20 protein-coding genes are annotated in these 24,173 nt (G+C 64.1%); 9 read left to right on the top strand and 11 right to left on the bottom strand.

The genetic code is table 11. The features are described 5' to 3' along the window. Nucleotides 1–349 precede the first annotated feature (349 nt). From NGM28_RS23885 to NGM28_RS23895, 3 genes are all read left to right on the top strand, one after another. Nucleotides 350–1,231, top strand: a complete 882-nt coding sequence (locus NGM28_RS23885; RefSeq protein WP_240064785.1) for a formate/nitrite transporter family protein — start codon at nt 350–352, stop codon at nt 1,229–1,231. Nucleotides 1,232–1,471: 240 nt separating this feature from the next. Next, entirely contained in the window at nt 1,472–2,548 is a 1,077-nt protein-coding gene (locus NGM28_RS23890) for a diguanylate cyclase (protein ID WP_252091770.1), read from the top strand. 51 nt (nt 2,549–2,599) lie between these two features. Beyond that, nucleotides 2,600–5,182, top strand: a complete 2,583-nt coding sequence (locus NGM28_RS23895; RefSeq protein WP_252091772.1) for a bifunctional diguanylate cyclase/phosphodiesterase — start codon at nt 2,600–2,602, stop codon at nt 5,180–5,182. 10 nt (nt 5,183–5,192) lie between these two features. Here the strand turns inward: NGM28_RS23895 and NGM28_RS23900 are convergent, their stop codons facing one another. Continuing rightward, a complete protein-coding gene (locus tag NGM28_RS23900; RefSeq protein WP_252091774.1) occupies nt 5,193–5,519 on the bottom strand; it encodes a DUF2025 family protein in 327 nt (108 codons plus the stop codon). Nucleotides 5,520–5,706: 187 nt separating this feature from the next. Between NGM28_RS23900 and NGM28_RS23905 the strand changes: the two genes are divergently transcribed. After that, a complete protein-coding gene (locus NGM28_RS23905; protein WP_240064781.1) occupies nt 5,707–6,921 on the top strand; it encodes a GAF domain-containing sensor histidine kinase in 1,215 nt (404 codons plus the stop codon). Here the strand turns inward: NGM28_RS23905 and NGM28_RS23910 are convergent. Then, nucleotides 6,860–7,777, bottom strand: coding sequence for a LysR family transcriptional regulator (locus tag NGM28_RS23910; protein ID WP_252091775.1), 918 nt, complete (start codon nt 7,775–7,777; stop codon nt 6,860–6,862). The two genes, NGM28_RS23905 and NGM28_RS23910, sit on opposite strands and share 62 nt — an antisense overlap. 119 nt (nt 7,778–7,896) lie before the next feature. Between NGM28_RS23910 and NGM28_RS23915 the strand changes: the two genes are divergently transcribed. Further along, the gene (locus NGM28_RS23915) at nt 7,897–8,655 is read left to right on the top strand and encodes an SDR family NAD(P)-dependent oxidoreductase (protein WP_252091777.1); all 759 of its coding nucleotides are present in this window, start codon (nt 7,897–7,899) and stop codon (nt 8,653–8,655) included. 4 nt (nt 8,656–8,659) lie between these two features. On the opposite strand, the gene NGM28_RS23920 is transcribed toward NGM28_RS23915, so the two are convergent. Then, nucleotides 8,660–9,439, bottom strand: a complete 780-nt coding sequence (locus tag NGM28_RS23920; protein ID WP_252091779.1) for a LysR family transcriptional regulator — start codon at nt 9,437–9,439, stop codon at nt 8,660–8,662. 101 nt (nt 9,440–9,540) lie between these two features. On the opposite strand from NGM28_RS23920, the gene NGM28_RS23925 reads away from it, so the two are divergent. Continuing rightward, a complete protein-coding gene (locus NGM28_RS23925) occupies nt 9,541–10,269 on the top strand; it encodes an SDR family oxidoreductase (protein WP_252091781.1) in 729 nt (242 codons plus the stop codon). Between the two features lie 99 nt (nt 10,270–10,368). On the opposite strand, the gene NGM28_RS23930 is transcribed toward NGM28_RS23925, so the two are convergent. The 7 genes from NGM28_RS23930 to NGM28_RS23955 form a co-directional block, all read right to left on the bottom strand. Next, complete coding sequence (locus tag NGM28_RS23930; protein WP_213659889.1) at nt 10,369–11,238, bottom strand: efflux RND transporter periplasmic adaptor subunit; 870 nt, start codon at nt 11,236–11,238, stop codon at nt 10,369–10,371. An 11-nt stretch (nt 11,239–11,249) separates the two neighbouring features. Continuing rightward, the gene (locus NGM28_RS23935) at nt 11,250–11,456 is read right to left on the bottom strand and encodes a DUF1656 domain-containing protein (RefSeq protein ID WP_213659888.1); all 207 of its coding nucleotides are present in this window, start codon (nt 11,454–11,456) and stop codon (nt 11,250–11,252) included. Beyond that, a complete protein-coding gene (locus NGM28_RS23940; protein ID WP_240064776.1) occupies nt 11,443–13,431 on the bottom strand; it encodes an FUSC family protein in 1,989 nt (662 codons plus the stop codon). The genes NGM28_RS23935 and NGM28_RS23940 overlap by 14 nt, the downstream gene beginning before the upstream one ends. A gap of 255 nt (nt 13,432–13,686) precedes the next feature. After that, nucleotides 13,687–13,803, bottom strand: coding sequence for a cytochrome c oxidase subunit CcoM (gene ccoM, locus NGM28_RS28735; protein ID WP_011532604.1), 117 nt, complete (start codon nt 13,801–13,803; stop codon nt 13,687–13,689). A 135-nt stretch (nt 13,804–13,938) separates the two neighbouring features. Further along, nucleotides 13,939–14,100 carry a hypothetical protein gene (locus NGM28_RS23945; protein WP_240064775.1) on the bottom strand — a complete coding sequence of 54 codons (162 nt, stop codon included), beginning with the start codon at nt 14,098–14,100 and terminating at the stop codon, nt 13,939–13,941. Between the two features lie 66 nt (nt 14,101–14,166). Then, nucleotides 14,167–14,493, bottom strand: coding sequence for an aspartate-semialdehyde dehydrogenase (locus NGM28_RS23950; RefSeq protein ID WP_252091783.1), 327 nt, complete (start codon nt 14,491–14,493; stop codon nt 14,167–14,169). Nucleotides 14,494–14,605: 112 nt separating this feature from the next. Further along, nucleotides 14,606–15,301, bottom strand: coding sequence for a M949_RS01915 family surface polysaccharide biosynthesis protein (locus tag NGM28_RS23955; protein ID WP_213659884.1), 696 nt, complete (start codon nt 15,299–15,301; stop codon nt 14,606–14,608). Nucleotides 15,302–15,428: 127 nt separating this feature from the next. Here NGM28_RS23955 and rapA point away from each other — a divergent pair, with 127 nt between their 5' ends. Next, a complete protein-coding gene (gene rapA / locus NGM28_RS23960) occupies nt 15,429–18,275 on the top strand; it encodes an RNA polymerase-associated protein RapA (protein WP_240064773.1) in 2,847 nt (948 codons plus the stop codon). Between the two features lie 236 nt (nt 18,276–18,511). Continuing rightward, nucleotides 18,512–20,776 carry a putative bifunctional diguanylate cyclase/phosphodiesterase gene (locus NGM28_RS23965; RefSeq protein ID WP_252091785.1) on the top strand — a complete coding sequence of 755 codons (2,265 nt, stop codon included), beginning with the start codon at nt 18,512–18,514 and terminating at the stop codon, nt 20,774–20,776. Here NGM28_RS23965 and NGM28_RS23970 read toward each other — a convergent pair. Then, on the bottom strand, nt 20,676–21,563 hold the full coding sequence (locus NGM28_RS23970; protein ID WP_252091786.1) for an NAD(P)-dependent oxidoreductase: 888 nt from the start codon (nt 21,561–21,563) through the stop codon (nt 20,676–20,678). The genes NGM28_RS23965 and NGM28_RS23970 overlap by 101 nt on opposite strands. A 192-nt stretch (nt 21,564–21,755) precedes the next feature. On the opposite strand from NGM28_RS23970, the gene NGM28_RS23975 reads away from it, so the two are divergent. Next, entirely contained in the window at nt 21,756–23,939 is a 2,184-nt protein-coding gene (locus NGM28_RS23975; protein WP_252091788.1) for a hypothetical protein, read from the top strand. Nucleotides 23,940–24,173: the final 234 nt, after the last annotated feature.

The raw sequence follows: 24,173 nt of genomic DNA on the forward strand, positions 1-24,173 counted from the left end.
TCCGTACTCACAAGCACCCACACGAATTGCTTGATTCAATTTGTTAAAGAGCGATTGGTTAAGAGCGTTTCGTCTCAACCGAGGCGCGCATTCTACGCCAACCTCATTTCGTGTCAAGCGTTATTTTCGAAGTTTTTTCCGAAGCTGCTTTTCAAAAACACCTTCAACCTCAACAACTTACCGCTTGCCTCGTCGCGTTCAACGCTGCGAGGAGGCGAATAATACGCGATTTGAAATTAGAGTCAACACCTTGATCTAAAAACTTTAAATCGCCGTTTGGCAGTCATCCGGCAACTATTCGATACGACCTCTGCTCTGTAGAGAAACACCCACGCGGAGCGCCATGGCCATGAGCGATGCACAAAGTGAAAAGACCCCGGGGCTATCGGCGGACGAAGAGCAGGAAGTCAGCCATAACCAACCCCCCAGGGCTGCGGTGCTGCACGAGATCATCCGTTCCCAAGGCGATCAGGAACTGGAACGTACCCTCGCCGCTTTATGGTGGTCGGCGCTGGCGGCCGGTCTGACCATGGGCCTGTCGTTGATGGCCATGGGGCTCTTCTATGCCCGCCTGCCAGAAGGCGACAGCACCCAGGTAATTGCCAGCCTGGGTTACGCCGCAGGTTTTCTCGCGGTGATCCTGGCTCGCCAGCAACTGTTTACTGAAAACACCCTGACCGCAGTCCTGCCGGTCATGACCACCCCTACCCTGGCCAACCTTGGCCGCTTGCTGCGTCTATGGAGCATCGTCCTGCTGGGGAATCTGGCGGGCACGTTGCTGGTAGCCTGGGTGATGCTCGAACTGCCGATCTTCGATGCCAAGACCGACAGCGCATTCCTCGAGGTGGGACGCAAGGTGATGGAGAACGGCATTTCCCAGATGTTCGCCAAGGGCATCGTTTCGGGATGGATGATTGCCACCATGGTCTGGATGATACCGTCCATGGAGCACGCCAAGATCTGGATCATCCTGATGATCACCTACCTGATGGCACTGGGCGACTTCACTCATATAGTAGTGGGCTCGGTGGAGGTGTCTTACCTGGTCTGGGCCGGAGAGCAGACTTGGCGCGCATTCTGGCTGGACTTCGCCCTGCCCACCCTGGCCGGCAATATCATGGGCGGCAGTTTCATCTTCGCCCTCATCAGCCACGCCCAGGTCCGCAGTGACAGCGGCAAGCCGCCTTCAAAGCTGTCGAAGGATGCAAGACCCTCGAAAAACGACACCTGACGTGCCACGGCCGAGTTGTTGGAACATCCATCTCGGCGCGGTGCCGGCTCGCCAGGGGTGGATAGCCAGGGGGCCCATGAGCGAGAGCATTCCGAGCAAAAAGAAAGCCTTCACGTTACCGCCCAGGGATCGGATCAACCGTGAATTGGCTTGCAAGGCCATTTTTCGCCGATGAACGATTGTTCAACAATATTCACACGACTTATGCGATAAACGGCGCCTCACAGAAGAACGACAACCATGATCGACAACCGCAGCGGCAAGGGGCTTTCTTTCGTCAGGCGCATCTATCTGCCGCGGATCATCGGCCTGGGCATCGGACTGTTCAGCGTGATGGCCGCCGTCGCACCGCTGGCCTTGCCGCACTGGGCGTGGGCGCTGTTGCTGTTCAACGGCCTGGCATGGCCGCACGTGGCCTACCAGTGGGCACTGCACTCGGCCAGCCCCTACCAGGCCGAACAGCGCAACCTGTTGATCGACTCGCTCATGGGCGGCTTCTGGACCGCTGCCATGCATTTCAATCCGCTGCCCACTGTCACCATCCTGTCGATGATGACCATGAACAACGTCGCCGCTGGTGGCAAGCGCCTGCTACTGCGGGGCCTGCTGGCCCAGTCATGCGGGATGCTGCTGGCCAGCGCCCTGCTGGGTACCGGTTATCAGCCACAAGCCACGCAGTTGCAGGTGTTCGCCTGCCTGCCCATGCTCACGCTCTACCCGCTGGCCCTGGGCTGGGTGTGCTACCAGCTGGCAATCAAACTGGCCGAGCACAAGCGCCGCCTGAGCGCCCTGAGCCGCACCGACAGCCTTACCGGCCTGCTCAACCACGGCTCATGGAAGGACCTGCTGCTGCTCAAGTTCCAGATCTGCCAACAGCAGCAACTGCCGGCGGTCATCGCCCTGATCGATATCGACCACTTCAAGACCATCAACGACACCTACGGCCATGTGGTCGGCGACTGCGTGCTGCGCCAGCTCAGCCAGGAGCTCAAGCGCAGCCTGCGCGAGGATGACCTGGCCGGGCGCTACGGTGGCGATGAGTTCTGCGTGATCCTCCCCGGCACGCAGGAAGCCCATGCCTGCCAGGCCATGGAGCGCCTGCGCGAACGCGTGGGCGACTACCGCAACCCGCAACTGCCGGACCTGCGCATCAGCTTGAGCATCGGTCTGGCGGCATTCCAGCCAGGCCTGCCCACCCCGGAACACTGGTTGGCGGAGGCCGACCGGGCGCTGTATGCGGCCAAGCACCAGGGGCGCGATCAGGTCAATTTCGCCCGCGGCGGCGTCACCACGCTCAGGCTGGCCTATCCTGAGTGAACCTTCCCCCAGGCTCGGGCGGAAGACGGCTGTCGAAGGAGTCGCCCGTACATGGACAGGAACGTCGACCTTTCACCCTCCACGCCCACCTCGCGCCTGCAGATGCGTCGCCTGGTCAGTGGTTTCTGTGCCGTGTTCGGCCTGGCCTGCCTGATTGCCCTGGGTGCCTTGTTCAACATCGCCGCCACTCTCGACCAGCAGGAACGCAAGCGCAGTACCTTCCACGCCACCCAGGCGCTGGAGCAACGGTTGCTGGCCTCGCGTCAGTTTCTTTCCAGCTATGCCGTCTGGGACGCCGCCTACGAACACCTGGTCGGCAAGGTCGACTGGCAATGGGCCTATGACGAGAAGAATGTCGGCGAATCGCTTTACAGCGCCAGCGGCTACGAAGGTGTATTCGTGGTTGAGGACGACACCACCACCTATGCGCTGTTCAAGGGCAAGCCCACTCACTCGCCTGTCGGCGCCTACCTCGATACCGCGCCGGCTGCGCTGATCGCCGAGGCGCGCCAGGCCGCCCCGGCACGAGAACAGGTCACTCATTTCATTCGCTTCAACGGCTGGCCAGCGGTGCTCAGCGGTGCGGCAATACGGCCCGACAAGGACGTGACCGAGGGCGAAGTCAGCCATGCACCGGTGATGATGTTCATCGACCAGTTGACCGAAGCCAAACTCGCCCGCCTGGGCGAAGGCGCTGGGCTGGCCAGGATGCGCCTGGAAAAAAATGCCGGCGAAGCACCTGAGCAACCGCACATCGACCTGGGCGAAACCGGCTACCACCTGGCCTGGGACAGCCCCCAGCCAGGCCGCCAGCTGCTTTGGGCGGTGCTGCCGCCCTTGCTTGGCGTGCTGCTGATCATGGGCTTGGTGCTGGTCTACCTGTTCCGTCACGCCTTGCGCAGTTCCCATGCCATCGATCAGAGCCTGCTGCGCCTGCAGCAGAGCAACCAAGCCCTGGAGGCCAGCGAGCAGCGTTTTCGGGCCGTGGCCGAGGCAGCGTCCGACTGGATCTGGGAAACCGACCGGCACCATCGGCTGACCTACCTGTCACAACGTTTCGTCAAGGTGACCGGCTACCCGGTCGAGCACTGGCTGGGGCAGCCACTCAACCAGTTGCTGGCCTGCGACACCACGCCCCTGCTGCCTTGGCTCGACAGCCAGGCCGACAGCGATGCGCAACATCTGGCCAACCTGCGCTGCAACTACGACGACGCCACCGGGCAGAACCGCTATTGCCGTGTCTCGGCGCGCTCGATCATGTTCGACGGCAAACTCGCCGGGTTCCGTGGCACGGCCAGCGACATCACCGACGAGGTCGCCGCCCATGCCCGCATCCAGCACCTGTCGATGCACGATGCCCTGACGGGCCTTGCCAACCGCAACAAACTCTCGCGCCACCTGGAGCAGGTGCTGCTGCGTGGCAGTGACTCGCCGCCCTTGACCTTGCTGCTGCTCGACCTGGACAGCTTCAAGCCGATCAACGACTCCCTCGGCCACCCCGCGGGCGACGCAGTGCTGCAGGAAGTCGCCAACCGCCTGCGCGACACCACCCGTGACGATGACCTGGTCGCCCGCCTGGGTGGCGACGAATTCGTCCTGGTGTTGCATGGCCTGGACACCCGCACCGAGATCGACCGTTTCTGCGCTCGCCTGCTCGACCTGCTGCAACAACCGATCAGCTACGAGGAGCATCAGTTGCATATCGGCGCCAGCATCGGCATCGCCCAGACCCGGGTCCAGGGCTACGATGCCGGCGAACTGATCCGCTGCGCCGACATCGCCCTGTACCAGGCCAAGGCCGACGGCAAGAACACCTGGCGCTACTTCTCGCCGGAGATGAACCAACAGATCCAGTACCGTCGCCAGCTGGAAAACGACCTGCGCCGGGCCATCAAGCAACATGAGTTCGTTCTCCACTACCAACCGCGCTATCGCCTGGACGACCTGCACATCGTCTCGGTCGAAGCCCTGCTGCGCTGGCAGCACCCTCAGGAGGGGCTGCTGGGGCCGGACACGTTCATCCCGCTGGCCGAGCAGAGCGACCTGATCGTGCCCCTGGGTCGCTGGGTGCTGGCAGAAGCCTGTCGCAATGCCCGCGACTGGCCGGAAGAGTTGCTGGTGTCGGTCAACCTGTCACCCGCGCAGTTCTCCCGCAGCGACGTGGTCGCCGATGTGCGCCAGGTGTTGCAGGAAACCGGCTTCCCGGCCCAGCGCCTGGAGCTGGAGATCACCGAGAACGTGATGCTCAACGATATCGAGGGCGCCCTGGGCACCATGCTCGCGCTCAAGGAGCTGGGCGTGCGCCTGAACATGGATGATTTCGGTACCGGCTACTCGTCGCTGGGCTACCTGCGCACCTATCCGTTCGACAGCATCAAGATCGACAAGCGCTTCATCGCCGGGCTGAACAGCCAGAGCGGTAATGACAAGGCGGTGGTTCAGGCCATCATCAACCTCGGCCAGGCCATGGGCCTGACCGTCACCGCCGAGGGGGTGGAGACCGAGCAGCAGCTCCAGGCGCTGGGCAAGGAAAACTGCCACGAAGTGCAGGGGTACTACCTGAGCAGGCCGGTGGACCGGGAAGGCTTCGAGGCTCTGTTGTCGGCGCGAGAGGTGCGCCAGGGTGTCTCCTGAAGCAACGACCTTACCGGATGACGGGGCTGCGCTCGGCAACGATTTCCGGCAGGTCGGTACGCCGCAGGTAGAGGCGCAGTGGCTCGCCGATGTTCAGGCGGTCGTCCACATGCTGGCCGAACAGCAGCGCTAGGCGCTCGCGGCACAGTGCCATGCGCAAGTCGCCATCGGCGCGCCAGACGAACTCGCTGCAGGGGGTGATGCTGTCGTCGGCCACATCCATGCCGAACGAATCTTCGGAAAAGCGCACGATATGGGTGCCGCGCTTGCCGTGAAAACCGACGAAGCCCTTGAGCTGGTCGGCGGCGTTGCAGATGTCCTGGGACGTGATGGCCATGACGTAACCTCGCAAAGAAATTCGGAAGTGACGCACGCCGGGCTGGGGCGGTCGCCTCTGGCGGGCAACGCGCAGGTGCCAGCCTAACGCAACTGCGAGACTGTTCGCCAAGGTTTTTCATTCGCTTTTCACAAGCCCGCTAAACTGGATCATGGCCCCTTTTACCCGCTTTAACTCCGGACCTTTCATGACCCAGGCCGTCAACACCGACATCGCTATCATCGGCCGTATCAATGCGGTGCCCGCCATTCTCCAGGTGATCTGCGAGACCACCGGTCTACGCTTTGCCGCCGTGGCGCGGGTAACCGAAAACAGCTGGACGGCCTGCGCCGTGCTCGACACCCTGGGCTTCGGCCTGGACGTGGGCGGCGAACTCGACGTGACCACCACGCTGTGCCACGAGATCCGCAGCACCCGCCAGACCATCGTGATAGACAAGGCCAGCGAGGACGAGCAGTACTGCCGTCATCACACGCCGCGCCAATACCGCTTCGAGAGCTATATCTCGGTGCCGCTGCTGCGCACCGATGGCAGCTTCTTCGGCACCATCTGCGCCCTCGACCCCAACCCCACTGCGTTGAAGGGGACCGCCATCCAGCCGATGATGGAATCCTTCGCCCGCCTGCTGGCCATTCAGATCGAGAGCGAGGAGAACGCCCAACGCACCGAACAGGCCCTGTTGAAGGAACGGGCCATGGCCGAGGTGCGTGAACAATTCATCGCCGTGCTGGGGCACGACCTGCGCAACCCGCTGTTCGCCATCACCGCCGGCGCCGAACTGTTGAGCCAGCGCCTGCAGGACGATAAACAGCTGCTGATCGCTCGGCACATCCTGACCTGCGGCCAACGTGCCACTCAGCTCGTACGGGATGTCCTGGACTTCGCCCGTGGGCGCTTGGGGGCCGGTATCGCGCTCAACCTGCTGCCCTGCCACGACCTGCGCGAGGCCCTTTGCCATGTCGCCTCGGAGCTGCAACGGGTGCACCCGCAACGGCGCATCGACCTGCAGATCGGTGAAATCGATGGGCTGTACTGCGACCGCGAGCGGCTCACGCAACTGCTGTCGAACCTGATCGCCAACGCCCTGGCCCATGGCGCGCCAGACAGTCCGGTAACCGTGCGCGCCAGCATCGAGGCCCGTACCTTCAACCTGAGCGTGCACAATCATGGCACGCCGATTCCGGCACAGACCTTGCCACTGCTGTTCCAGCCCTTCACTCGCCCAATGTCCGACACCCCGCAACAAGGCCTGGGGCTGGGCTTGTACATTGCCAGCCAGATCGCCCTGGCCCACGGCGGGCATATGGAAGTGGCGTCCAGCGTCCAGGGCGGCACCTTGTTCAGCTTGCGCCTGCCGCTGGATCGACCTGGGGTTCCAGCAACACCGCCAGCCAGCTCATGAAGGCCTGGACCCGGCGTGGCACATGGCGTTGCCGGGCATAGAGCAGCGACACCGGCATCGCTTGCGCCTGCCAGGGCTCGAGCACCGACACCAGCTCACCCCGACGCAGGTGTTCATCCACCCCGACCACCGGCACCTGGATCAAACCAAGGCCGGCCAGGCAGGCTGCAGAGTAGGCCTCGGCGTTGTTGACCGTGACCACGCCGCCCATGGCCTGGAAACGCAATTCGCCGTCCTGCTCGTACTCGAAGCCCTGGCTGCGGGCACCCAATGTGCGCACGTAATGGACCAGGCGATGGTCGGCGAGGTCCGACAGGCTTCTCGGCATACCGTGGCGCTCCAGGTACGCGGGGCTGGCGCAATTGCACATGCTCAGGCGGCCAACTGGGCGAGCCACCACATCCAGGTCGCCCAGGGCGCCGATCCGCATCACGCAATCGAACCCTTCGCGCAGCAGGTCGACCTGGCGGTCGGTGCAGCTGATTTCAACCTCCAGGCGCGGGAAGCGCTCGAGAAACCCTGGCAGGGCCGGCACGATGACCCGCCGCGCCATCATGGTCGGCAGGTCGATGCGCAGACGCCCGGCCAGCTCGGCATCGTCGGCGCGGAACAGGCTTTCGATGTCGTCCATGCCCGACAGCAGGTCCTTGCTGCGCTCGTACAACAATGCACCATCCTGGGTCACCTGCACACGGCGAGTGGTGCGATTGAACAGGCGTGTGCCGAGCAGACTCTCCAACGCCCGCACCTGCTCGGAGACGGTCGAACGCGGCAGCCCGAGGCTGTCGCCGGCCTGGGTGAAACTGCACAACTCGCTGACCCTCACGAAGGTGCGCAAAAGCTCCAGCTTGTTCATCGATGGTACCAACTGTCCAAATTTTGCGAACAGTATTTCCGGATTCACGGGATTTAACAGCAACCATCCGATCAATAACCTGTCGCCAACAGCCACCGCCCCACCACGAGGTAACCGCAATGACTCGCAAGATCGCCTTGATCACTGGCGCCAGCCGCGGCCTGGGCCGCAATGCCGCCGAACACCTCGCCGCCCGCGGCATCGATATCATTGGCACTTACCACAGCAAGGCCGACGAGGCCCAGGCCGTGGCAGCAAGGCTGGAACAGGCTGGCGTGCGGGCTGCCATGTTGCAGTTGGACGTCAGTGACAGCGCCGGCTTCGCCACCTTCATCGAGCGCCTGGGTGACACCCTCGAGCAGCGGTTTGGACACCGTCAGCTGGACTTCCTGGTGAACAACGCCGGCATCGGCTTGAACGTGCCGTTCAGCGAAACCAGCGAAGCACAGTTCGACCAGTTGCTGAACATCCAGCTCAAAGGCCCCTTCTTCCTGACCCAGCGCCTGCTGCCCTTGATTGCCGACGGTGGACGCATCGTCAACATTTCCACCGGCCTGACCCGCTTCGCCCTGCCCGGCTATGCCGCCTATGCGGCGATGAAGGGGGCGATGGAAGTGCTGACCCGCTACCAGGCCAAGGAGCTGGGGCCACGCGGTATCCGGGTGAACATACTTGCGCCGGGCGCCATCGAGACCGACTTCGGCGGTGGGGTGGTACGCGACAACGCACAAGTCAACGATTTCATTGCCGGGAACACTGCGCTCGGGCGGGTTGGCTTGCCCGATGACATCGGCGCGGCCATCGCGTTGTTGCTGGAAGAGGGCAATGGTTGGATCACCGGGCAGCGCCTGGAAGTCTCCGGCGGCATGTTCCTCTGATCGATCAAGTCCCCATGAGTGCCTGGTGCAAGCTGGCCAACGCCGGCAGCGCCAGGGCCTGGGTGGTGAGGCACAAACCGACACGGCGGCGCAACGACAACCCCGGGGCGGGTTGCCAATAGACCCCTGGGTACCGCTCGACCAGCGACTGGGGCAGCCATGCGCTCCCCAGGCCAGCGGCGACCATGATCAGGGCCTGCTGCAGCGAGCCGGCCTGCCCAACCTGCTCCCCCTCGTCATAGAGGCTCATCAGTCGCTGGTGCGAGGGGTGCTGCGGGCAGGTGATCCAGCGTCCATCCGGTTGGCTGCCCGTGGTCATCGCCAGGACAAAGGCCTCTTCCCACAGCGGCAGGAACAGTTCGTCCTCACACCGCTGGGCCTCGTCGGCCAGTCGCGCATCCCCGGCGCATCCTTCCAGCAAGGTCAGTTGCAACCCGGGCACAGCCTGGCTGGCCAGACGCACGCAGGATTCGACCTGGGCCGGGGCGATGTCCGCCTCGATGCCCAAGGTCAAAGGCACCCGCTCCTGCCCCTGGCGAAAACGCAGGCGCAACGCGTTGGCTTCGGCCACCATGCGACAGGCCAGGGGGTAGAGTTCGCGAGCCTGTTCACTGACTTCGACGCCACGGGCCTGGCGCAGGAACAGTTCGGCGCCCAGGTCGTCCTCCAGCTGGCGAATGGTCACCGACAAGGTCGGCTGGGCCACGCACAGGCGCTGGGCGGCTACAGTGATGTTGCGTTCCTCGAATACCGCGATGAATGCCTTGAGATGACGGATATCCATAGATAGAACCGATGCCAGCCAGAGAAATAAGCCGTTTTTCATGGCCGGAAGCGCTATCTAGAATCCCCGCCATCGAAAGCGATTATGCCTTGGAGGCCACCATGAACAAACCACTGATCATCATCACCGGCGCCAGCTCCGGCATCGGCGCCGCCACCGCCCGTCTGTTTTCCGCCGCGGGCCACCCTTTGCTGCTGATTGCCCGGCGCCTGGAGCGCCTGGAAGCCCTGGCGCTACCCAATGCCCTGTGCCGTGCGGTGGACATCCGTGATCGCGCCGCGCTGGTGGCGGCCGTGAAGGAAGCCGAAACCCTGCATGGGCCGGCCGACGCGCTGGTGAACAACGCCGGGGTGATGCTGCTCGGGCAGATGAGCGAGCAGGACCCGGAGCAATGGGAACGCATGTTCGACATCAATGTGAAGGGGCTGCTCAATGGCGTGCATGCGCTGGTCGGCGGCATGCTCGAGCGGCGCCATGGCACGCTGATCAATGTCAGCTCCGTGGCCGGGCGCAAGACCTTCCCCAACCATGTCGCCTATGTCGGCAGCAAGTTCGCCGTGCATGGCTTGTCGGAGAACCTGCGCGAGGAGCTGGCACCGCACAACGTGCGCGTGGTCACTATCGCACCGGGAGCGGTGGAGACCGAGTTGCTGGGGCATACCACCGACGAGGACATCAAGCGCGGCTACGAGGCTTGGAAAGCCAATGACATGGGCGGCGTGGTGCTGAGCGCCGAGGATGTGGCCGGGGCGATCCTGTGGGCCTACCAGCAGCCACAGCAGGTGTGCATTCGCGAAATCGTACTGGCGGCCACCGCACAGCAGCCTTGAGAACTGGCGCCGCTCATCTGTAGGAGCCAGCCTTGCTGGCGATGCCCGGCATAGCCGGGCCAGGGGCGCCAAGCGTCCCATTGCCCCATTGGACCAGGCTCATCGCTGCCCCTGGTCCTCATGCACCTGAACACTGGCCGTCATCCCCGCGCTCAGGGTCACACCCTCGGGAATCTGGTCCAACCGTATGCGCACCGGAATCCGCTGCGCCAGCCGCACCCAGTTGAACGTCGGCTCCACTTCCGGCAACAACTGCCCGTCGGGTGTCGAGTTGCGGTCGGTGATCCCGCGGCTGATGCTTTCCACATGCCCCTGCATCGACTCGCCCGCGCCCATCAACCACACGTTCACGGTATCGCCGACACGAATGCGCGGCAGCTTGGTTTCCTCGAAATAAGCCTGGATATAGAACGTGGCATCGTCTACCAGCGCCATCACCGACTGCCCGGTATTGACGAAGTTGCCCTCGGCCAGGCGCAGGTTGGTGATATGCCCGCCACGCGGGGCGCGCACTTCGCTGCGGGCCAGGTTGATCCTGGCCACCTGCAACTGCGCCTCGGCTTCGTGCAGTTCGCCGCGGGCAACGGCGGCGTTGATCTGGGCGTTCTCGCGCAGCTCGGCACTGATCGCCTCCGTCCCCAGCGCCGTGCGCCGCGCCGCTTCGCGATCACGCAGACGCAGTTGCTGGGTGCGGGTCTCGACCACGGCGCTGGCCTGGTCGAAGGCGGCCTGGAAACGCTCGCGGTCGATGGTCATCAGCAGTTCACCGGCCTTGACCTGCTGGTTGTCGCGGACCTTGAGCGCGCTGACCCAGCCCGACACATCGGGGGCGATCACCACCACGTCGGCACGCACCCGCGCATCCCGGGTCCAGGGCGTGAGCATGTAGTACTGCCAGAGCTGGTAGCCAGCGAATACGGCGAGGATCACCACGCAGAGGGTGACCAGGGTACGTACGGCTGTACGCATCGAACGACTCCTTACATTGGGCCCAGTAGACGTACCACCAGGTACAGGACACAAACGAACAACGCCGCGTCGAACAGCGCTTCATGCCAGATCCAGCGCCCCAGGGGCGTGGCCTGGACCACCAGGCGCAGCACGCCGGTAAGCAACAGCGCCATCAACACGTAGACCAGAAACGGACTGAGCAGCACGCCGCCCAGCGCCCACTCACGCAACCCCATGGGTATCCTCCTGCCAGCGGCACCACTTGCCCCAGCTCTTGCGCAATTGCAACACCGCCCCTTCGGCCAGGCGCAGCGGATCGCTGGGCGGCTGGCGACGCAAGGCGTCGATGAACTGTTCACTGGCGGCATCCAGGCGCTGGCCGCGGCCAGGTGCCGGGCCGCTGGCGAGCACCGCCTCCAGTTGTTGCAAATACTGGCGCTCGGCGCTGCCCAGGGGGGCGTTGGCCACCGCCAGGCACATGCGCAGATGCACCAGTTCGTCGCCAATGTCCAGGCCATGCAGGCCATCATCCCAACGCTTGCGCTCAGCTTCCGGCAATTCGCTGGCATGCCGCGCCAACTGCATCAGGCGATCGGCCATGCGGCCACCAAACCAGCTGTCGGCGCCACGCAGATCACGCCGGGTCAGGCGCACCAGGTCGCCTTGGGTGGCCGCCCGCAGGCGCCGGCCCAGCCAGGCCGGATGGCGCAGCACCACCAGGCGGAATGCCAGCACCGCGGCGCCCACCCCCACCAGCATGGCCTGGGCGCTGTTGAGCATACTCGCCACGTCAAAATGCATGGCATTGAGCGGCGCCACCAGCACGATGAAGTGCAGGCAGTAGGAGGTGGCGGTGGCGCCGATGCGCGGATGAGCCATGCCCAGGGCGCCGAAGAACAGTGGCACGCCCATACCCAGGCAAAGCATGGCGAAGCTGCTCCATTGCGGCAGCAGGATCTGCCCGACCAGGAACGCCGCAGGGATCGCCAGCAGGATGCCGCGCAGGAAGCTCAAGCCTATCTGCGCGCCGTTCTCGCGGCTGGCGAACAGGCTGCAGACCACGCAGGTCAGTACCAGCCCACCGGGTGCGGAAGGCCAGGCAGTAGCCAGCCAGAAGCTGCTCATCACCAGGAACGCCAAGGCACTGCGTGACCCGAACAAAAGGGCCAGCGACAGGTCGCGGTGGGCGGCCAGGCTTTGCGCGACTTCCTTCGGCGCCCTGCCCTGCTCCACATCGTCGAGGGCCTGGCTGGCGGCCATCGCGTAGTCCAACAGCAGGGTCAGGCGTGCCAGGCAGTAGTGCTCGGCGGAGCTTATCCGTTCGTCGTGGGCCGCATCCCAGAGGCGCTGGCGCAGCACCAGCAGGCTGGGCTGACTGGGTGTGGCCAGCTGGGCACGGACCTCATCCAGCCAGGGCAACAGGTGCCGGGCCTCGGCCTCGTCGAGCTGGCGCCATTGCCGACGCACCGAGCGCGACAGGCGCAACAGCACCATGAGTTTCTGGCTCAAGCCCTGGATCGCCCGGGCCCGTTGCCGGCCGCGACTGCCTTCGAACCAGGCGTGTTCGCGTTGGGCGTCGATGGCGACGATGCGCCCGAGAGTCTCCAGCAGCCCTTTGCGCGCCTCGTCTTCGCCAGCGAGCATGGCACTGGCCGCCTGCAAACCGTTCTGCCAGGCCTGGCGTGCTTGGCCGGCGAGCTGCTGTTCCACTCGCATGGGCCAGACCAGGGCACTGCTGGCGGTGGCGCAACAGATCCCCAGGCAGATCTCGGTGCAGCGGGCCACGGCCTGGTCAAACACCTGCAGCGGGTGGTCGATCGCCGGCAGGGCGATGATCGCCGCGGTGTAGCCGGCCAGAACGAAGGCATATGCCCATGCGCTGCGCAACTGGGTGGAGGCGGCGGTGCACAGCGCCAGCCAGAGCGCCAGGGTGAGCAGGAACAGCCAAGGCGTCTGCGCGAACAGGCCGATGAACACCACCGACATGAAGGTGCCGACCAGCGTCCCGGCCAAGCGCGCAAGGCCCTTCTGCACCACCATGCCCGACAGCGGCTGGGCCACGATGAACGCGGTCATCAAGGCCCAGGCAGGCTGCTCCAGCCCCCAGCGCAACGCCAGCCACAGCGCCAGGCCGCCACCGAGCAAGGTCTTGAGGGCGAACTTCAGGGCGAGGCTGCTGGGTGCGAACAGGGCCTGGAAGGTGATGGGCACGAATCGGACCTTGCGGGGGATTGGGGTGTAGAGAGAACGATAGACAACGGGAGAGAGGATAAGACGGAAAGCATTAATTAGCTAGCTAATCATCTTGTTGGCTGAGGCGCGTTGCTGCGCCTGTTGAATCGAGCGCCGCGTAACGGCGCATCGCGGATGAATCCGCTCCTACACCAAGGGCGCAAAAAATCCAGGCAAAAAAATGGGCGACCGAAGTCGCCCTAAATGCCTTGCGTGCTCGTGAATCGGGAAGGATCAGCGCTGCTTGCGCTTGTTCGAATCCTTCCAGATGAAAATTCCCAGACCGGCGAAGAACGCCAACATCAGCCCGACCGTTACCACACCCGCGATAACCACGTTGTCGAAGAACATGTCGGCCCCTCCCTTGGTGTGCCGTCATCCGATGGGTGCAAGGTAACCAATGGCGGGAGGGGGTAAATTGACCGGGGTCAATGGTGCCCGGGACCGGGCACGGGAGGCGGGTGCAGGGTTGACCTGCATCAAGTTTCAGCGCTTCTTGGGCTTGCCCTTGGGCTTTTTCTTCTTCGTTGCAGCCAGCGGCATGGCTTGTTCGAAGGCCTGGCGCATGTCGTTCAGGCGCTTGTCGTTGAGGTCGTGGATGCGTTTGGCGCGTTCGGCGCCGAAGTCGATCAGGTTGTCTTGGCTCATGGCGGGCTCGACGGACAGCAGAGGCCTCAATGATGAAGGTAGATGGCGCCGCTGGCTAGAGCGGGGTCAGACCTCGATGTCCACCAGCAACCCTTGGCGTGTACGCTCGCCCATGGGGGCCACCGGCACGGTGTTGTCGGCGTTGAGCTCGTCGCCCGGCACGGCCTCGAAGCGCTCCGCCTCGCCATTCTTGCGCCGTTGCTGCTGGCGGCGCTGTTCCTCGCGCAGCAACAGCGCCTGCTCTTCGGGATCACGGTGCTGCTTGAGGTCGACGGTACCGTCGCTGGAGGACGGCTGCGCGGGCACCACCGGCGGGATGTCCGGCGTCGGTTTGACCGGGTCGAGTTGCGACGTGACGGGCGCGGCGCTGAGCGGGATGATCGGTGGCAGCATGGCAGGGTCTCCTATGGCCACTGTGTCGGCCGGTGCTCAGCCGCCTTGAATGCGCGCGAGCCAGGCTGTGCGGCGCGTCACAGCGCCGCACCTGCGCAAGTATAGCCCGCGCTTACTCGGTATCGTCTTCCGGGTCGTCGTCGGCTGGCGCGGTGGTTTCGCTCCAGGGCCGCTTGTAGACCTGCTGCCAGACTGCGTCCATGTGCTCGCGCAAGACCTGCGGGGCGCTCTTCAGCGAGGCGCTGTCCTCGCGCTCGCCGCCGAACGCGTCTTCACCGGGAGGGCTGATCAGCGATTGCCCCGTGATGGTGTAGGCCGCCTGGCCTTCACGCATCTCGATGGCGATGTCGTGGGGGTCGATGCCGCCACCGCAGAAGGAATGGCTGGCCACGGTCACTTCGGCCACGCCATCCTTGTTCAGGTCGGTGACGTCACTGACGTCGTTGTAGAAGTCGACATCCAGGTCCAGGCCGGCACAGGTGGTTTCCTGCTCGATCTGCCAACGCGGTTTGAAGGCATCGGACGAAGCGTTGCGGCCATAAAGGGTGGCCTTGAGCACCACCTTGTCGACTTCTTCCTCGGTGTCGGGGTCGGTGGCCTGGCCGTCGACCCGGCTCAGCACCAGCAGGCCCTCGCCCTCGCGGTCGTGGAAGTGCACGCTCTTGATCGGCGTCTGCACGCCCAGCACTTCGAGCTGCTCGACCGGGATCGGCGGCAGCACTTCGAAACTTTTCTGTTCACAGGCGGCCAGCAGCGCAAGGCTGCCCAGGCCCAAGGTGACGTTCAACCAGCGGTGCTTGGCAACCATGTTGGCGCGTGGCCCTCGTGACGGGACGGTATTCGTCGATGAAAGCGCTAGACTCTTCACATTCATTGGTCTGGCGAAGCCGATCCGTTAACATAGCCGGCTTTTTCATCGCGGGAGTTTTGGCAGTATGGCGCAGCAGTATCAACCGGGGCAACGCTGGATCAGCGACAGCGAAGCCGAGCTCGGTCTTGGGACCATCCTGGCGCAGGATGGCCGCCTTCTGACCGTGCTCTACCCGGCCACGGGCGACACCCGCCAGTACTCGCTACGCAATGCGCCGCTGACCCGCGTGCGCTTCTCGCCTGGCGACCAGATCACCCACTTCGAGGGCTGGAAGCTGACGGTGCGCGAGGTCGAGGACGTCGATGGCCTGCTGGTCTACCACGGCATCGACGGGCAGAACCAGCCACACACGCTGCCCGAGACGCAGTTGTCGAACTTCATCCAGTTCCGCCTGGCCAGCGACCGCCTGTTCGCCGGGCAGATCGACCCGCTGTCGTGGTTCTCCCTGCGCTACAACACCCTGCAACACAACAGCAAGCAGATGCTGTCGTCGCTGTGGGGCCTGGGCGGCGTGCGTGCGCAACCCATCGCCCACCAGTTGCACATCGCCCGTGAAGTCGCCGACCGCATCGCCCCGCGCGTATTGCTGGCCGACGAAGTGGGCCTGGGCAAGACCATCGAAGCCGGCCTGGTGATCCACCGCCAGCTGTTGTCCGGCCGTGCCAGCCGCGTGCTGATCCTGGTGCCCGAGAACCTCCAGCACCAGTGGCTGGTGGAGATGCGCCGACGCTTCAACCTGCAGGTGGCGCTGTTCGACGCCGAGCGCTTCATCGAAAGCGACGCCAGCAACCCGTTCGAGGATGCCCAGCTGGCGCTGGTGGCCCTGGAGTGGCTGGTCGACGACGAGAAGGCCCAGGACGCGCTGTTCGCCGCCGGCTGGGACCTGATGGTGGTCGACGAGGCCCACCACCTGGTCTGGCACGAGGAACAGGCCAGCCCCGAGTACGCACTGGTCGAGCAACTGGCCCAGGTCATCCCGGGCGTGCTGCTGCTCACCGCGACGCCTGAACAGCTCGGCCAGGACAGCCACTTCGCCCGCCTGCGCCTGCTCGATCCCAACCGTTTCCATGACCTGGCCGCGTTCCGCGCCGAGAGCGAGAACTATCGCCCGGTCGCCGAAGCGGTGCAGGAACTGCTCGACGAAGGCCGCCTGTCGACCAAGGCCCACGCGACCATCCAAGGCTTCCTTGGCGCCGAAGGCGAAGCGCTGCTGGCCGCAGTCAGCGATGGCGACAGCCAGGCCAGTGCGCGCCTGATCCGCGAGCTGCTCGACCGCCACGGCACCGGTCGCGTGCTGTTCCGCAATACCCGGGCGGCAATCCAGGGCTTCCCAGAACGCCAACTGCACCCCTACCCGCTGGCCAACCCGGAGCAATACGCCGAACTACCGTCGGGCGAACGTGCCGAGCTTTACCCAGAGGTTGCTTTCCAGGCCCAGGGCGAGACCAGCGACGAAGAACGCTGGTGGCGCTTCGACCCACGGGTCGACTGGCTGATCGACACCCTGAAGATGCTCAAGCGCACCAAGGTGCTGGTGATCTGCGCCCACGCCGAGACCGCCATGGACCTGGAAGACGCCCTGCGCGTGCGCTCCGGTATTCCAGCCACCGTGTTCCATGAAGGCATGAGCATCCTCGAGCGCGACCGCGCCGCCGCCTACTTCGCCGACGAAGAGTTCGGTGCTCAGGTGCTGATCTGCTCCGAGATCGGCAGTGAAGGCCGCAACTTCCAGTTCGCCCATCACCTGGTGATGTTCGACCTGCCGGCTCACCCGGATCTGCTCGAGCAGCGTATCGGCCGTCTCGACCGGATCGGCCAGAAACACACGATCCAGCTGCACATCCCCTACCTGCAGGACAGCCCGCAGGAACGCCTGTTCCAGTGGTACCACGAAGGCCTCAACGCTTTCCTCAACACCTGCCCGACCGGCAACGCCCTGCAGCACCAGTTCGGCCCGCGCCTGCTGCCACTGCTCGCCGAAGGTGACGAGAAAGCCTGGGGCAAGCTGGTGGTTGAAGCCCGCACTGAACGTGAAAAGCTCGAAGCCGAGCTGCACAGCGGCCGCGACCGCCTGCTGGAGCTCAACTCCGGTGGCGCCGGCGAAGGCCAGGCACTGGTCGAGGCGATCCTCGAGCAGGACGACCAGTTCGCCCTGCCGATCTACATGGAAACCCTGTTCGACGCCTTCGGCATCGACAGCGAGGACCATTCCGAGAACGCCCTGGTGCTCAAGCCCAGCGAGAAGATGCTCGACGCCAGCTTCCCACTGGGAGACGACGAAGGCGTGACCATCACCTACGACCGTGGCCAGGCCCTGTCGCGCGAAGACATGCAGTTCCTGACCTGGGAACACCCGATGGTCCAGGGCGGCATGGACCTGGTGCTGTCCGGCTCGATGGGTAACACCGCGGTCGCGCTGATCAAGAACAAGGCGCTCAAGCCCGGCACCGTGCTGCTCGAGCTGCTGTACGTCAGCGAGGTGGTAGCGCCGCGCAGCCTGCAGTTGGGCCGCTACCTGCCACCGGCGGCGCTGCGTTGCCTGCTCGACGCCAACGGCAACGACCTGGCGGCGCGCGTGGCCTTCGAAACGCTCAACGATCAGCTCGAGAGCGTGCCACGGGCCAGCTCCAACAAGTTCGTCCAGGCCCAGCGCGACGTGCTGGCCAAGCGCATCGCCGCAGGCGAGGCAAAGGTCCTGCCGACGCATGAGGAGCGTGTTGCCCAGGCCCAGCAGCGCCTGGCGGCCGAGGCAGACGAAGAGCTGGCGCGCCTGACTGCGCTCAAGGCGGTCAACCCCACCGTACGCGACACTGAAATCGACGCCCTGCGCAAGCAGCGTGAAGAGGGCATGGCGGCGCTGGAAAAAGCAGCATTGCGCCTGGAAGCCATTCGGGTGCTGGTAGCGGGCTGATACCCCGTTCGCCGGCAAGCCGGCTCCTACAAGTACCTGTAGGAGCCGGCTTGCCGGCGAACCGCTCACAAAAAAACACCCGTTTAGACCACTGCGCTATTAACCTCATATCCAAACGATAGAGATCAAAGTGCCATTAATCCGGAAGGCTTAAGCACCCCTTCCTATACTCCAGCAGGAACAGTCTCCATCCGCGCTCAGTGGGGACAAGGGCTCACTCGACGAAGAGGCCTGCAATGGAGTGGCTGGGACTGCGATTGTTCGCCGAGCTACCGGCGACCGGACAAATCATCCTCGACTGCCGACACAACCCCTTCCTGGTGCTGCTCGCCTTCACCGTGGCCAGTGCCGCCTGCTTCGCCACCCTGGACATGGCCGAACGCCAGAGCCATAGCGAGGACCCCACGGCGCGCCGACAATGGCGAGTGCTGGGCGCCTGCTGCCTGGCCGGTGGCATCTGGGCCATGCATTTCATCAGCATGCTGGCCTTCCAGGCTCCGCTGGAGCTCCACTACGACGCCCCCCTGACGGCACTGTCACTGCTGATTGCACTGATTGCCGCCTGGCTGGCGATGAACAGCCTCGACCGTGGCGAGATGCGCCGCAGCCATTACCTGCAGGCCACGCTATTCATCGGCCTGGGCATCAGCACCATGCACTACGTGGGCATGGCCGCACTGCAGACCAGCGCCCACCAGTACTACCACACCGGGTTGCTGCTGGCGTCCATCGCCATCGCCATGGCCACCAGCCTGTTGGCGCTGCTGATGGCCCGCTACTTCCGCCAGGGCAGCGGCACCCTGCACCTGCTGATGAAACATGGTGCGAGCGTGTTGATGGCAGGCGGCATCGTGCTCACCCATTTCACCGGGATGGCCGCGATGACCCTGGTGATCCCTGGTGAGACCGCCCTGCGCTTGCCCGCCGCCGACAACAGCCTGCAACTGGCGCTGACCATTGCCGTCATCACCCTGCTGATCAGCGGCAGCAGCATCAGCGCCGCGCTGGCCGACAAGAAGCTGCAAAGCAAGGAACACGACCTGCGCCGGGTCAACCTGCTGCTCAGCCAACTCGACCAGGCCCGGGTATCCCTGCAGCAGGCCGCGCACTACGACGCCCTGACCGGCCTGGTCAACCGCCGAGGCTTCAACCAGGTATTCGCCGAGCGCCTGGCCGAACAGACCGCCAGCGATGGCATGCTGGCGGTGATGTTCCTCGATATCGACCACTTCAAGCGCATCAACGACAGCCTCGGTCATGTCGCCGGTGACGAACTGCTCAAGGTCATCGCCGGGCATATCAAGGCCGCGACCCGTGGCAACGACCTTGTGTCGCGCTTTGGCGGCGACGAATTCTGCATCGTCACCAGCCTGAACAGCCGCGACGAGGCGCGCCACCTGGCGCAGCGCATCATGCAGCGGATGAAGGAGCCAATCGACCTGGCCGGACGGCGCATGGTGATGACCACCAGCATCGGTATCAGCATCTTCCCCGACGACGGCCACAGCACCGAGGAACTGCTGAAGAACGCCGACCTCGCCCTCTATCAATCCAAGGGTTGCGGGCGCAACAGCCTGCATTTCTTCAGCAGCGGCCTGAAGACCCGCGCCACCCTGGAGCTGCAACTGGAAGAGGAACTGCGCCTGGCACTGTTCGAGGAACGAGGGTTATGCGTGTACTACCAGCCGATCTTCGACCTGCACAGCCGAAAAGTGAGCAAGCTCGAAGCCCTGGTGCGCTGGCAGCACCCGCAACATGGCCTGCTCAGCCCCGATCGTTTCATCCCCATCGCCGAAGCCAACGGCCTGATCGCCGAGCTCGACCTGTGGGTGCTGCGCCGCGCCTGCGAGGACCTGGCCCAGCTCAACCGGCATGGCTATGGCCACCTCAAGGTCACGGTCAACTGTTCGGCGCTCACCCTGGGCCGTGAGCAGCTGGCCAGCGAAGTGGAGATGGCGCTGTTCCAGGCGGGCCTGGCTGCACGGCAGCTGGAACTGGAAGTCACCGAGAACGCCCTGATGGGCGACATCCACCACACCATCGAGCTGCTCAAGCGCATCCGCGCCCAGGGTGTGGCCCTGTCGATCGACGATTTCGGTACGGGCTATTCATCCCTGGCCTACCTTAAGCGCCTGCCGCTGGACGTGCTGAAAATCGACCGTTCGTTCATCCAGGAAGTGCCCGGCAACCAGAAGGACCGGGAAATCGTCCAGGCGATCATCATCATGGCCCACACCCTGCACCTGAAGGTGGTCACCGAAGGCGTCGAGACGCCCGAGCAACAGGCTTTCCTCGCCGCCCACGGCTGCGATTGCCTGCAGGGTTACCTGCTCAGCCGCCCGTTGCCACCCAGCGAACTGCGGCCAGTGCTCGAACGGCTCGACCGCCAGCACGACACGCTCAGCCCTTGCTGCGATACAGCGATACCAGGGTCGCCGGATCTTTTTGCAGGTAGCCCTGGCTACCGTGCAGGCGCATCAGTTGCGCGGCGAGACCACTGAGCGGTGTCGCCGAACCCTGCTCGCGGGAGAATTTCACCGCGGTGTCGAGGTCCTTGAGCAAGGTGCGCACATGCCATTTGACCGGCTCGAAACGGCTCTCGGCCATTTGCGGGGCGAGGATCTGCAAGGGTTTCGAGTCGGCGAAACCACCGGCCAATGCCTCGGCGATCAAGCTGGCATCCACCCCTGACTGCTCGGCGAGGGCCACCACCTCGGCGATCACCAACGCATTGCAAGCCACGATCATCTGGTTGCAGGCCTTGGTCACCTGCCCCGCGCCGACACCGCCCATGTGCGTCACCCGCTGGCCAAGCGTGAGGAGCACCGGGCGCGCCCGCTCCAGGTCCGCGGCCTCGCCACCGACCATGATCGCCAGGGTACCGGCCTCGGCGCCCGGGGTACCGCCCGAGACCGGCGCATCGAGCCAGGCCATGCCACACAGTGCCGCCAGTTCGGCGGCCATTTCACGGGTGGCGGTGGGCTCCAGGCTGGAGAAGTCCACCAGCAACTGGCCGCTGCGCCCACCACTGGCAATGCCCCCCTCGCCGAATACCACCTCGCGCACCACCGTCGTGTCGGCCAGGCACAGCAACACCATGTCCGTCCCATTGCACAGATCCTCGGGGCTCGCGGCCAGACGCGCCCCCGCCGCGACCAGTTCGGCGCACTTGTCCGGGCTGCGGTTCCACACGGTCAGCGGATAACCGGCCGCCAGCAGCCGACAGCACATCGGCAAGCCCATCAGGCCGATCCCGGCGAACCCCAGCGAAGGCAAAGCAGTATTCATGGACGACTCCAGATTAAAGAAGCGTGACAAACGGACGATGCAATGCGGGTGCGAGGAGAAAACCTTAGAACGCCTAGGGAAAACCCCTATCGCACAAGAAAAAGACGCACTGATAAAGTCGCGAAATTTCTCCGTGATGGCTAGATGACATATTCCAACGGGGAACCCACCACTCCAGGCAAATGGCGCACTATGACCTCTACGAACACTTCTGCCAATGCGGTCCCTGAGTCGTCGCTCACTCCCACGTCGCTGACCGCCGGTGGTGCTCGAGAACTTCCTGCCAGCCGTAGTCTGCCGGCGCAGCAGTACCTGTATTTCACCGAACAGGACATCCAGCGCATCCTCGACAACCTCGACGGCCTGCGCGACCTGGTGTTCCCGCAGAACCTGCATGTCGAGAGCGAAGACCAGCTGCGCCTGGAACAGCAGTTCCCTTCGGTGTGCCTGATCGGCCTTGGCCGTTGCGGCTCGAACATCGCCCTGGACGTGGCGGAGCTGGTGTACAACGCCCGCACATTCTTCCTCAACGAGTTCAACAACGAGGACCGGCACAAGGGCGAAACCGGCTACAGCCCGGCGCGCTGGATCCGCCAGAACCTGCGCCTGGTGCAGAACAAGGGTACCAAGCCGGTGTTCCTGGTAGAGCCCCTGGTGATGCTCGGTGACCTGGACAAGGACATCGCCGGGCGCATCCGTTTCTCGCGCAAGGGCGAGCGCGGCGGCTTCCTGCGCGACTATAGCAAGATGAAGATCATGGACCTGTCCGAGGTGCATGCCGGTGGCGCCGGCAACGCGCCGATCCTCGGCCAGTACCTGGCCAAGATCATCCTCAACAAGGATACCCAGCGCTTCTCCAGCGCCGACTGGAAGCTGATCCACTCGTACCTGATCGACTCCTGCGGCATCAAGGCCAACCAGTCGCGCCTGTACTTCTACATCTTCAGCGCTGGCGGCGGTACCGGCTCGGGCATGGCTTCGGAATTCGGCCTGGCCCAGCAGTACTCGTACATGAACAAGACCTTCGACACCAAGCCGGCCGACGAGAACGACGGCAAGAGCGGGCATTCGTTCGTCTTCGAGCCGATCTTCACCAGCGGCATCTGCGTACTGCCGAACGCCTCCGACCACCGCAGCGAAATGTCCGAAGCCCTGCACATCAACGCCGGGCGCCTGCTGTGCAAGTACCTGTCGGAGGAATGGGACTTCTCATACAACTTCGACAATGAAGACAGCAGCGAAGCCAGCGTCATGGGCCGCATTCGCCCATGGAACGCGATGATGCTGATCTCCAACGACATCATGCGCTACGCCGAAGAGAGCGACGACGGCACGATCCAGAACATCGACGTCAACGCCATGGAGAAGCACGCCAACCAGTACATCTCCCAGCAGATCTTCAACATCCTCACCGCCCAGGCGGTGACCACCGACTACGACCAGAACTACTTCCGTCGCGCCGGCATCGACATCGGCGAGACCATCCGCCTGGACGCCAACGACCTGTTCATGAGCCTGGCCGGCCCCGTGGCCATCGCCTATGCCGAGTCGGTGGTGCCGGAGATCCCGGCCCAGGGTTCGGACAAGTTCAAGGTGTTCGAGCGCGAGCAACCGCGCCTGGATATCGACGACCTGTTCTTCCGCTCCATCGACCTGCCGCACTTCAACAAGCAGACCCAGGCCATCGAAGGTATCAGCCTGCTGCCGATCGAGTCGCGCCGTTACCGCGCCGCGCTGGAGCAGTACCAGGCCTCGGGCTACGACGCCGCGGCGCTGCATGACCTGCACTTCTTCAAGAACTGTTCGTCGGTGGTGTCGATCGTCTCGCTGCCCAAGGACTACAAGCTGTCGTACATGGACCTGAACCGGCTCAAGACCCACCTCAACAGCCTGTTCCCCAACACCACGCTCAAGCGCTACGCGCTGGTGATCGGCGCCTCGGCCAACCTGTCGCTGACCACCCTGATCGCCAAGAGCCCGTGCCTGTCGGACGACTTCCTGACCCTGATCGTGGCGTTCATCAAGCGCTGCTTCGCCCGCACCCCGTACCGCTTCGACGACACCCTGGACAACGCCATCCTCGACTTCATCACCAGCGAGCACTTCGATGAAGACAGCATCGACGACCTGCTGAACGAATTCGAGAACCCGGCGAAGATCCTCGACACCAACTGGTACGCGATCAAGCCGATGTACGAGAAGAAGTACCGCGAGTTGATCAACGACAAGAGCCGTTTCGTGTCGATCAACGACATTCGCCTGTCGCGCGAATGCGTGAAGAAGGCGGTGAAGTACCTGCGCGAGATCTTCAGGCACCGCATCGGCAAGACCCGGGTGATCTCGCTGAACAGCCATACCGGGCGCGTAGACTACTGAGTCGCCCCACGCCTGTAGGAGCCAGCCTTGCTGGCGAACCAAGCGCCACGGTGGCTGGCACCGGCGGCGCCGGTGTTCGCCGGCAAGGCCGGCTCCTACGGGCGATCACCCGCCCCCCGTTACGCATGCCGTAAACTGTTACCGCCCCGCCAAATCACCCCACCACTGTTACTTGTTTCCACCTTACGTGAGCGTCAACGCGCACCACCGCGAGGCGCCTGCGCATTTTCACGC

The organism is Pseudomonas sp. MWU13-3659 (assembly GCF_023757525.1).
GTDB lineage: Bacteria > Pseudomonadota > Gammaproteobacteria > Pseudomonadales > Pseudomonadaceae > Aquipseudomonas > Aquipseudomonas entomophila_E.

What these genes read in the sequence shown, in the direction of transcription:
- NGM28_RS23910 (WP_252091775.1), bottom strand. Translation starts at nt 7,777, where the DNA reads ATGAACAAGCTGGAGCTTTTGCGCACCTTCGTGAGGGTCAGCGAGTTG.
- NGM28_RS23920 (WP_252091779.1), bottom strand. Translation starts at nt 9,439, where the DNA reads ATGGATATCCGTCATCTCAAGGCATTCATCGCGGTATTCGAGGAACGC.
- NGM28_RS23950 (WP_252091783.1), bottom strand. Translation starts at nt 14,493, where the DNA reads ATGCTGCCACCGATCATCCCGCTCAGCGCCGCGCCCGTCACGTCGCAA.
- NGM28_RS23945 (WP_240064775.1), bottom strand. Translation starts at nt 14,100, where the DNA reads ATGAGCCAAGACAACCTGATCGACTTCGGCGCCGAACGCGCCAAACGC.
- ccoM (WP_011532604.1), bottom strand. Translation starts at nt 13,803, where the DNA reads ATGTTCTTCGACAACGTGGTTATCGCGGGTGTGGTAACGGTCGGGCTG.
- rapA (WP_240064773.1), top strand. Translation starts at nt 15,429, where the DNA reads ATGGCGCAGCAGTATCAACCGGGGCAACGCTGGATCAGCGACAGCGAA.
- NGM28_RS23975 (WP_252091788.1), top strand. Translation starts at nt 21,756, where the DNA reads ATGACCTCTACGAACACTTCTGCCAATGCGGTCCCTGAGTCGTCGCTC.
- NGM28_RS23915 (WP_252091777.1), top strand. Translation starts at nt 7,897, where the DNA reads ATGACTCGCAAGATCGCCTTGATCACTGGCGCCAGCCGCGGCCTGGGC.
- NGM28_RS23925 (WP_252091781.1), top strand. Translation starts at nt 9,541, where the DNA reads ATGAACAAACCACTGATCATCATCACCGGCGCCAGCTCCGGCATCGGC.
- NGM28_RS23970 (WP_252091786.1), bottom strand. Translation starts at nt 21,563, where the DNA reads ATGAATACTGCTTTGCCTTCGCTGGGGTTCGCCGGGATCGGCCTGATG.
- NGM28_RS23930 (WP_213659889.1), bottom strand. Translation starts at nt 11,238, where the DNA reads ATGCGTACAGCCGTACGTACCCTGGTCACCCTCTGCGTGGTGATCCTC.
- NGM28_RS23895 (WP_252091772.1), top strand. Translation starts at nt 2,600, where the DNA reads ATGGACAGGAACGTCGACCTTTCACCCTCCACGCCCACCTCGCGCCTG.
- NGM28_RS23890 (WP_252091770.1), top strand. Translation starts at nt 1,472, where the DNA reads ATGATCGACAACCGCAGCGGCAAGGGGCTTTCTTTCGTCAGGCGCATC.
- NGM28_RS23905 (WP_240064781.1), top strand. Translation starts at nt 5,707, where the DNA reads ATGACCCAGGCCGTCAACACCGACATCGCTATCATCGGCCGTATCAAT.
- NGM28_RS23955 (WP_213659884.1), bottom strand. Translation starts at nt 15,301, where the DNA reads ATGGTTGCCAAGCACCGCTGGTTGAACGTCACCTTGGGCCTGGGCAGC.
- NGM28_RS23900 (WP_252091774.1), bottom strand. Translation starts at nt 5,519, where the DNA reads ATGGCCATCACGTCCCAGGACATCTGCAACGCCGCCGACCAGCTCAAG.
- NGM28_RS23935 (WP_213659888.1), bottom strand. Translation starts at nt 11,456, where the DNA reads ATGGGGTTGCGTGAGTGGGCGCTGGGCGGCGTGCTGCTCAGTCCGTTT.
- NGM28_RS23885 (WP_240064785.1), top strand. Translation starts at nt 350, where the DNA reads ATGAGCGATGCACAAAGTGAAAAGACCCCGGGGCTATCGGCGGACGAA.
- NGM28_RS23965 (WP_252091785.1), top strand. Translation starts at nt 18,512, where the DNA reads ATGGAGTGGCTGGGACTGCGATTGTTCGCCGAGCTACCGGCGACCGGA.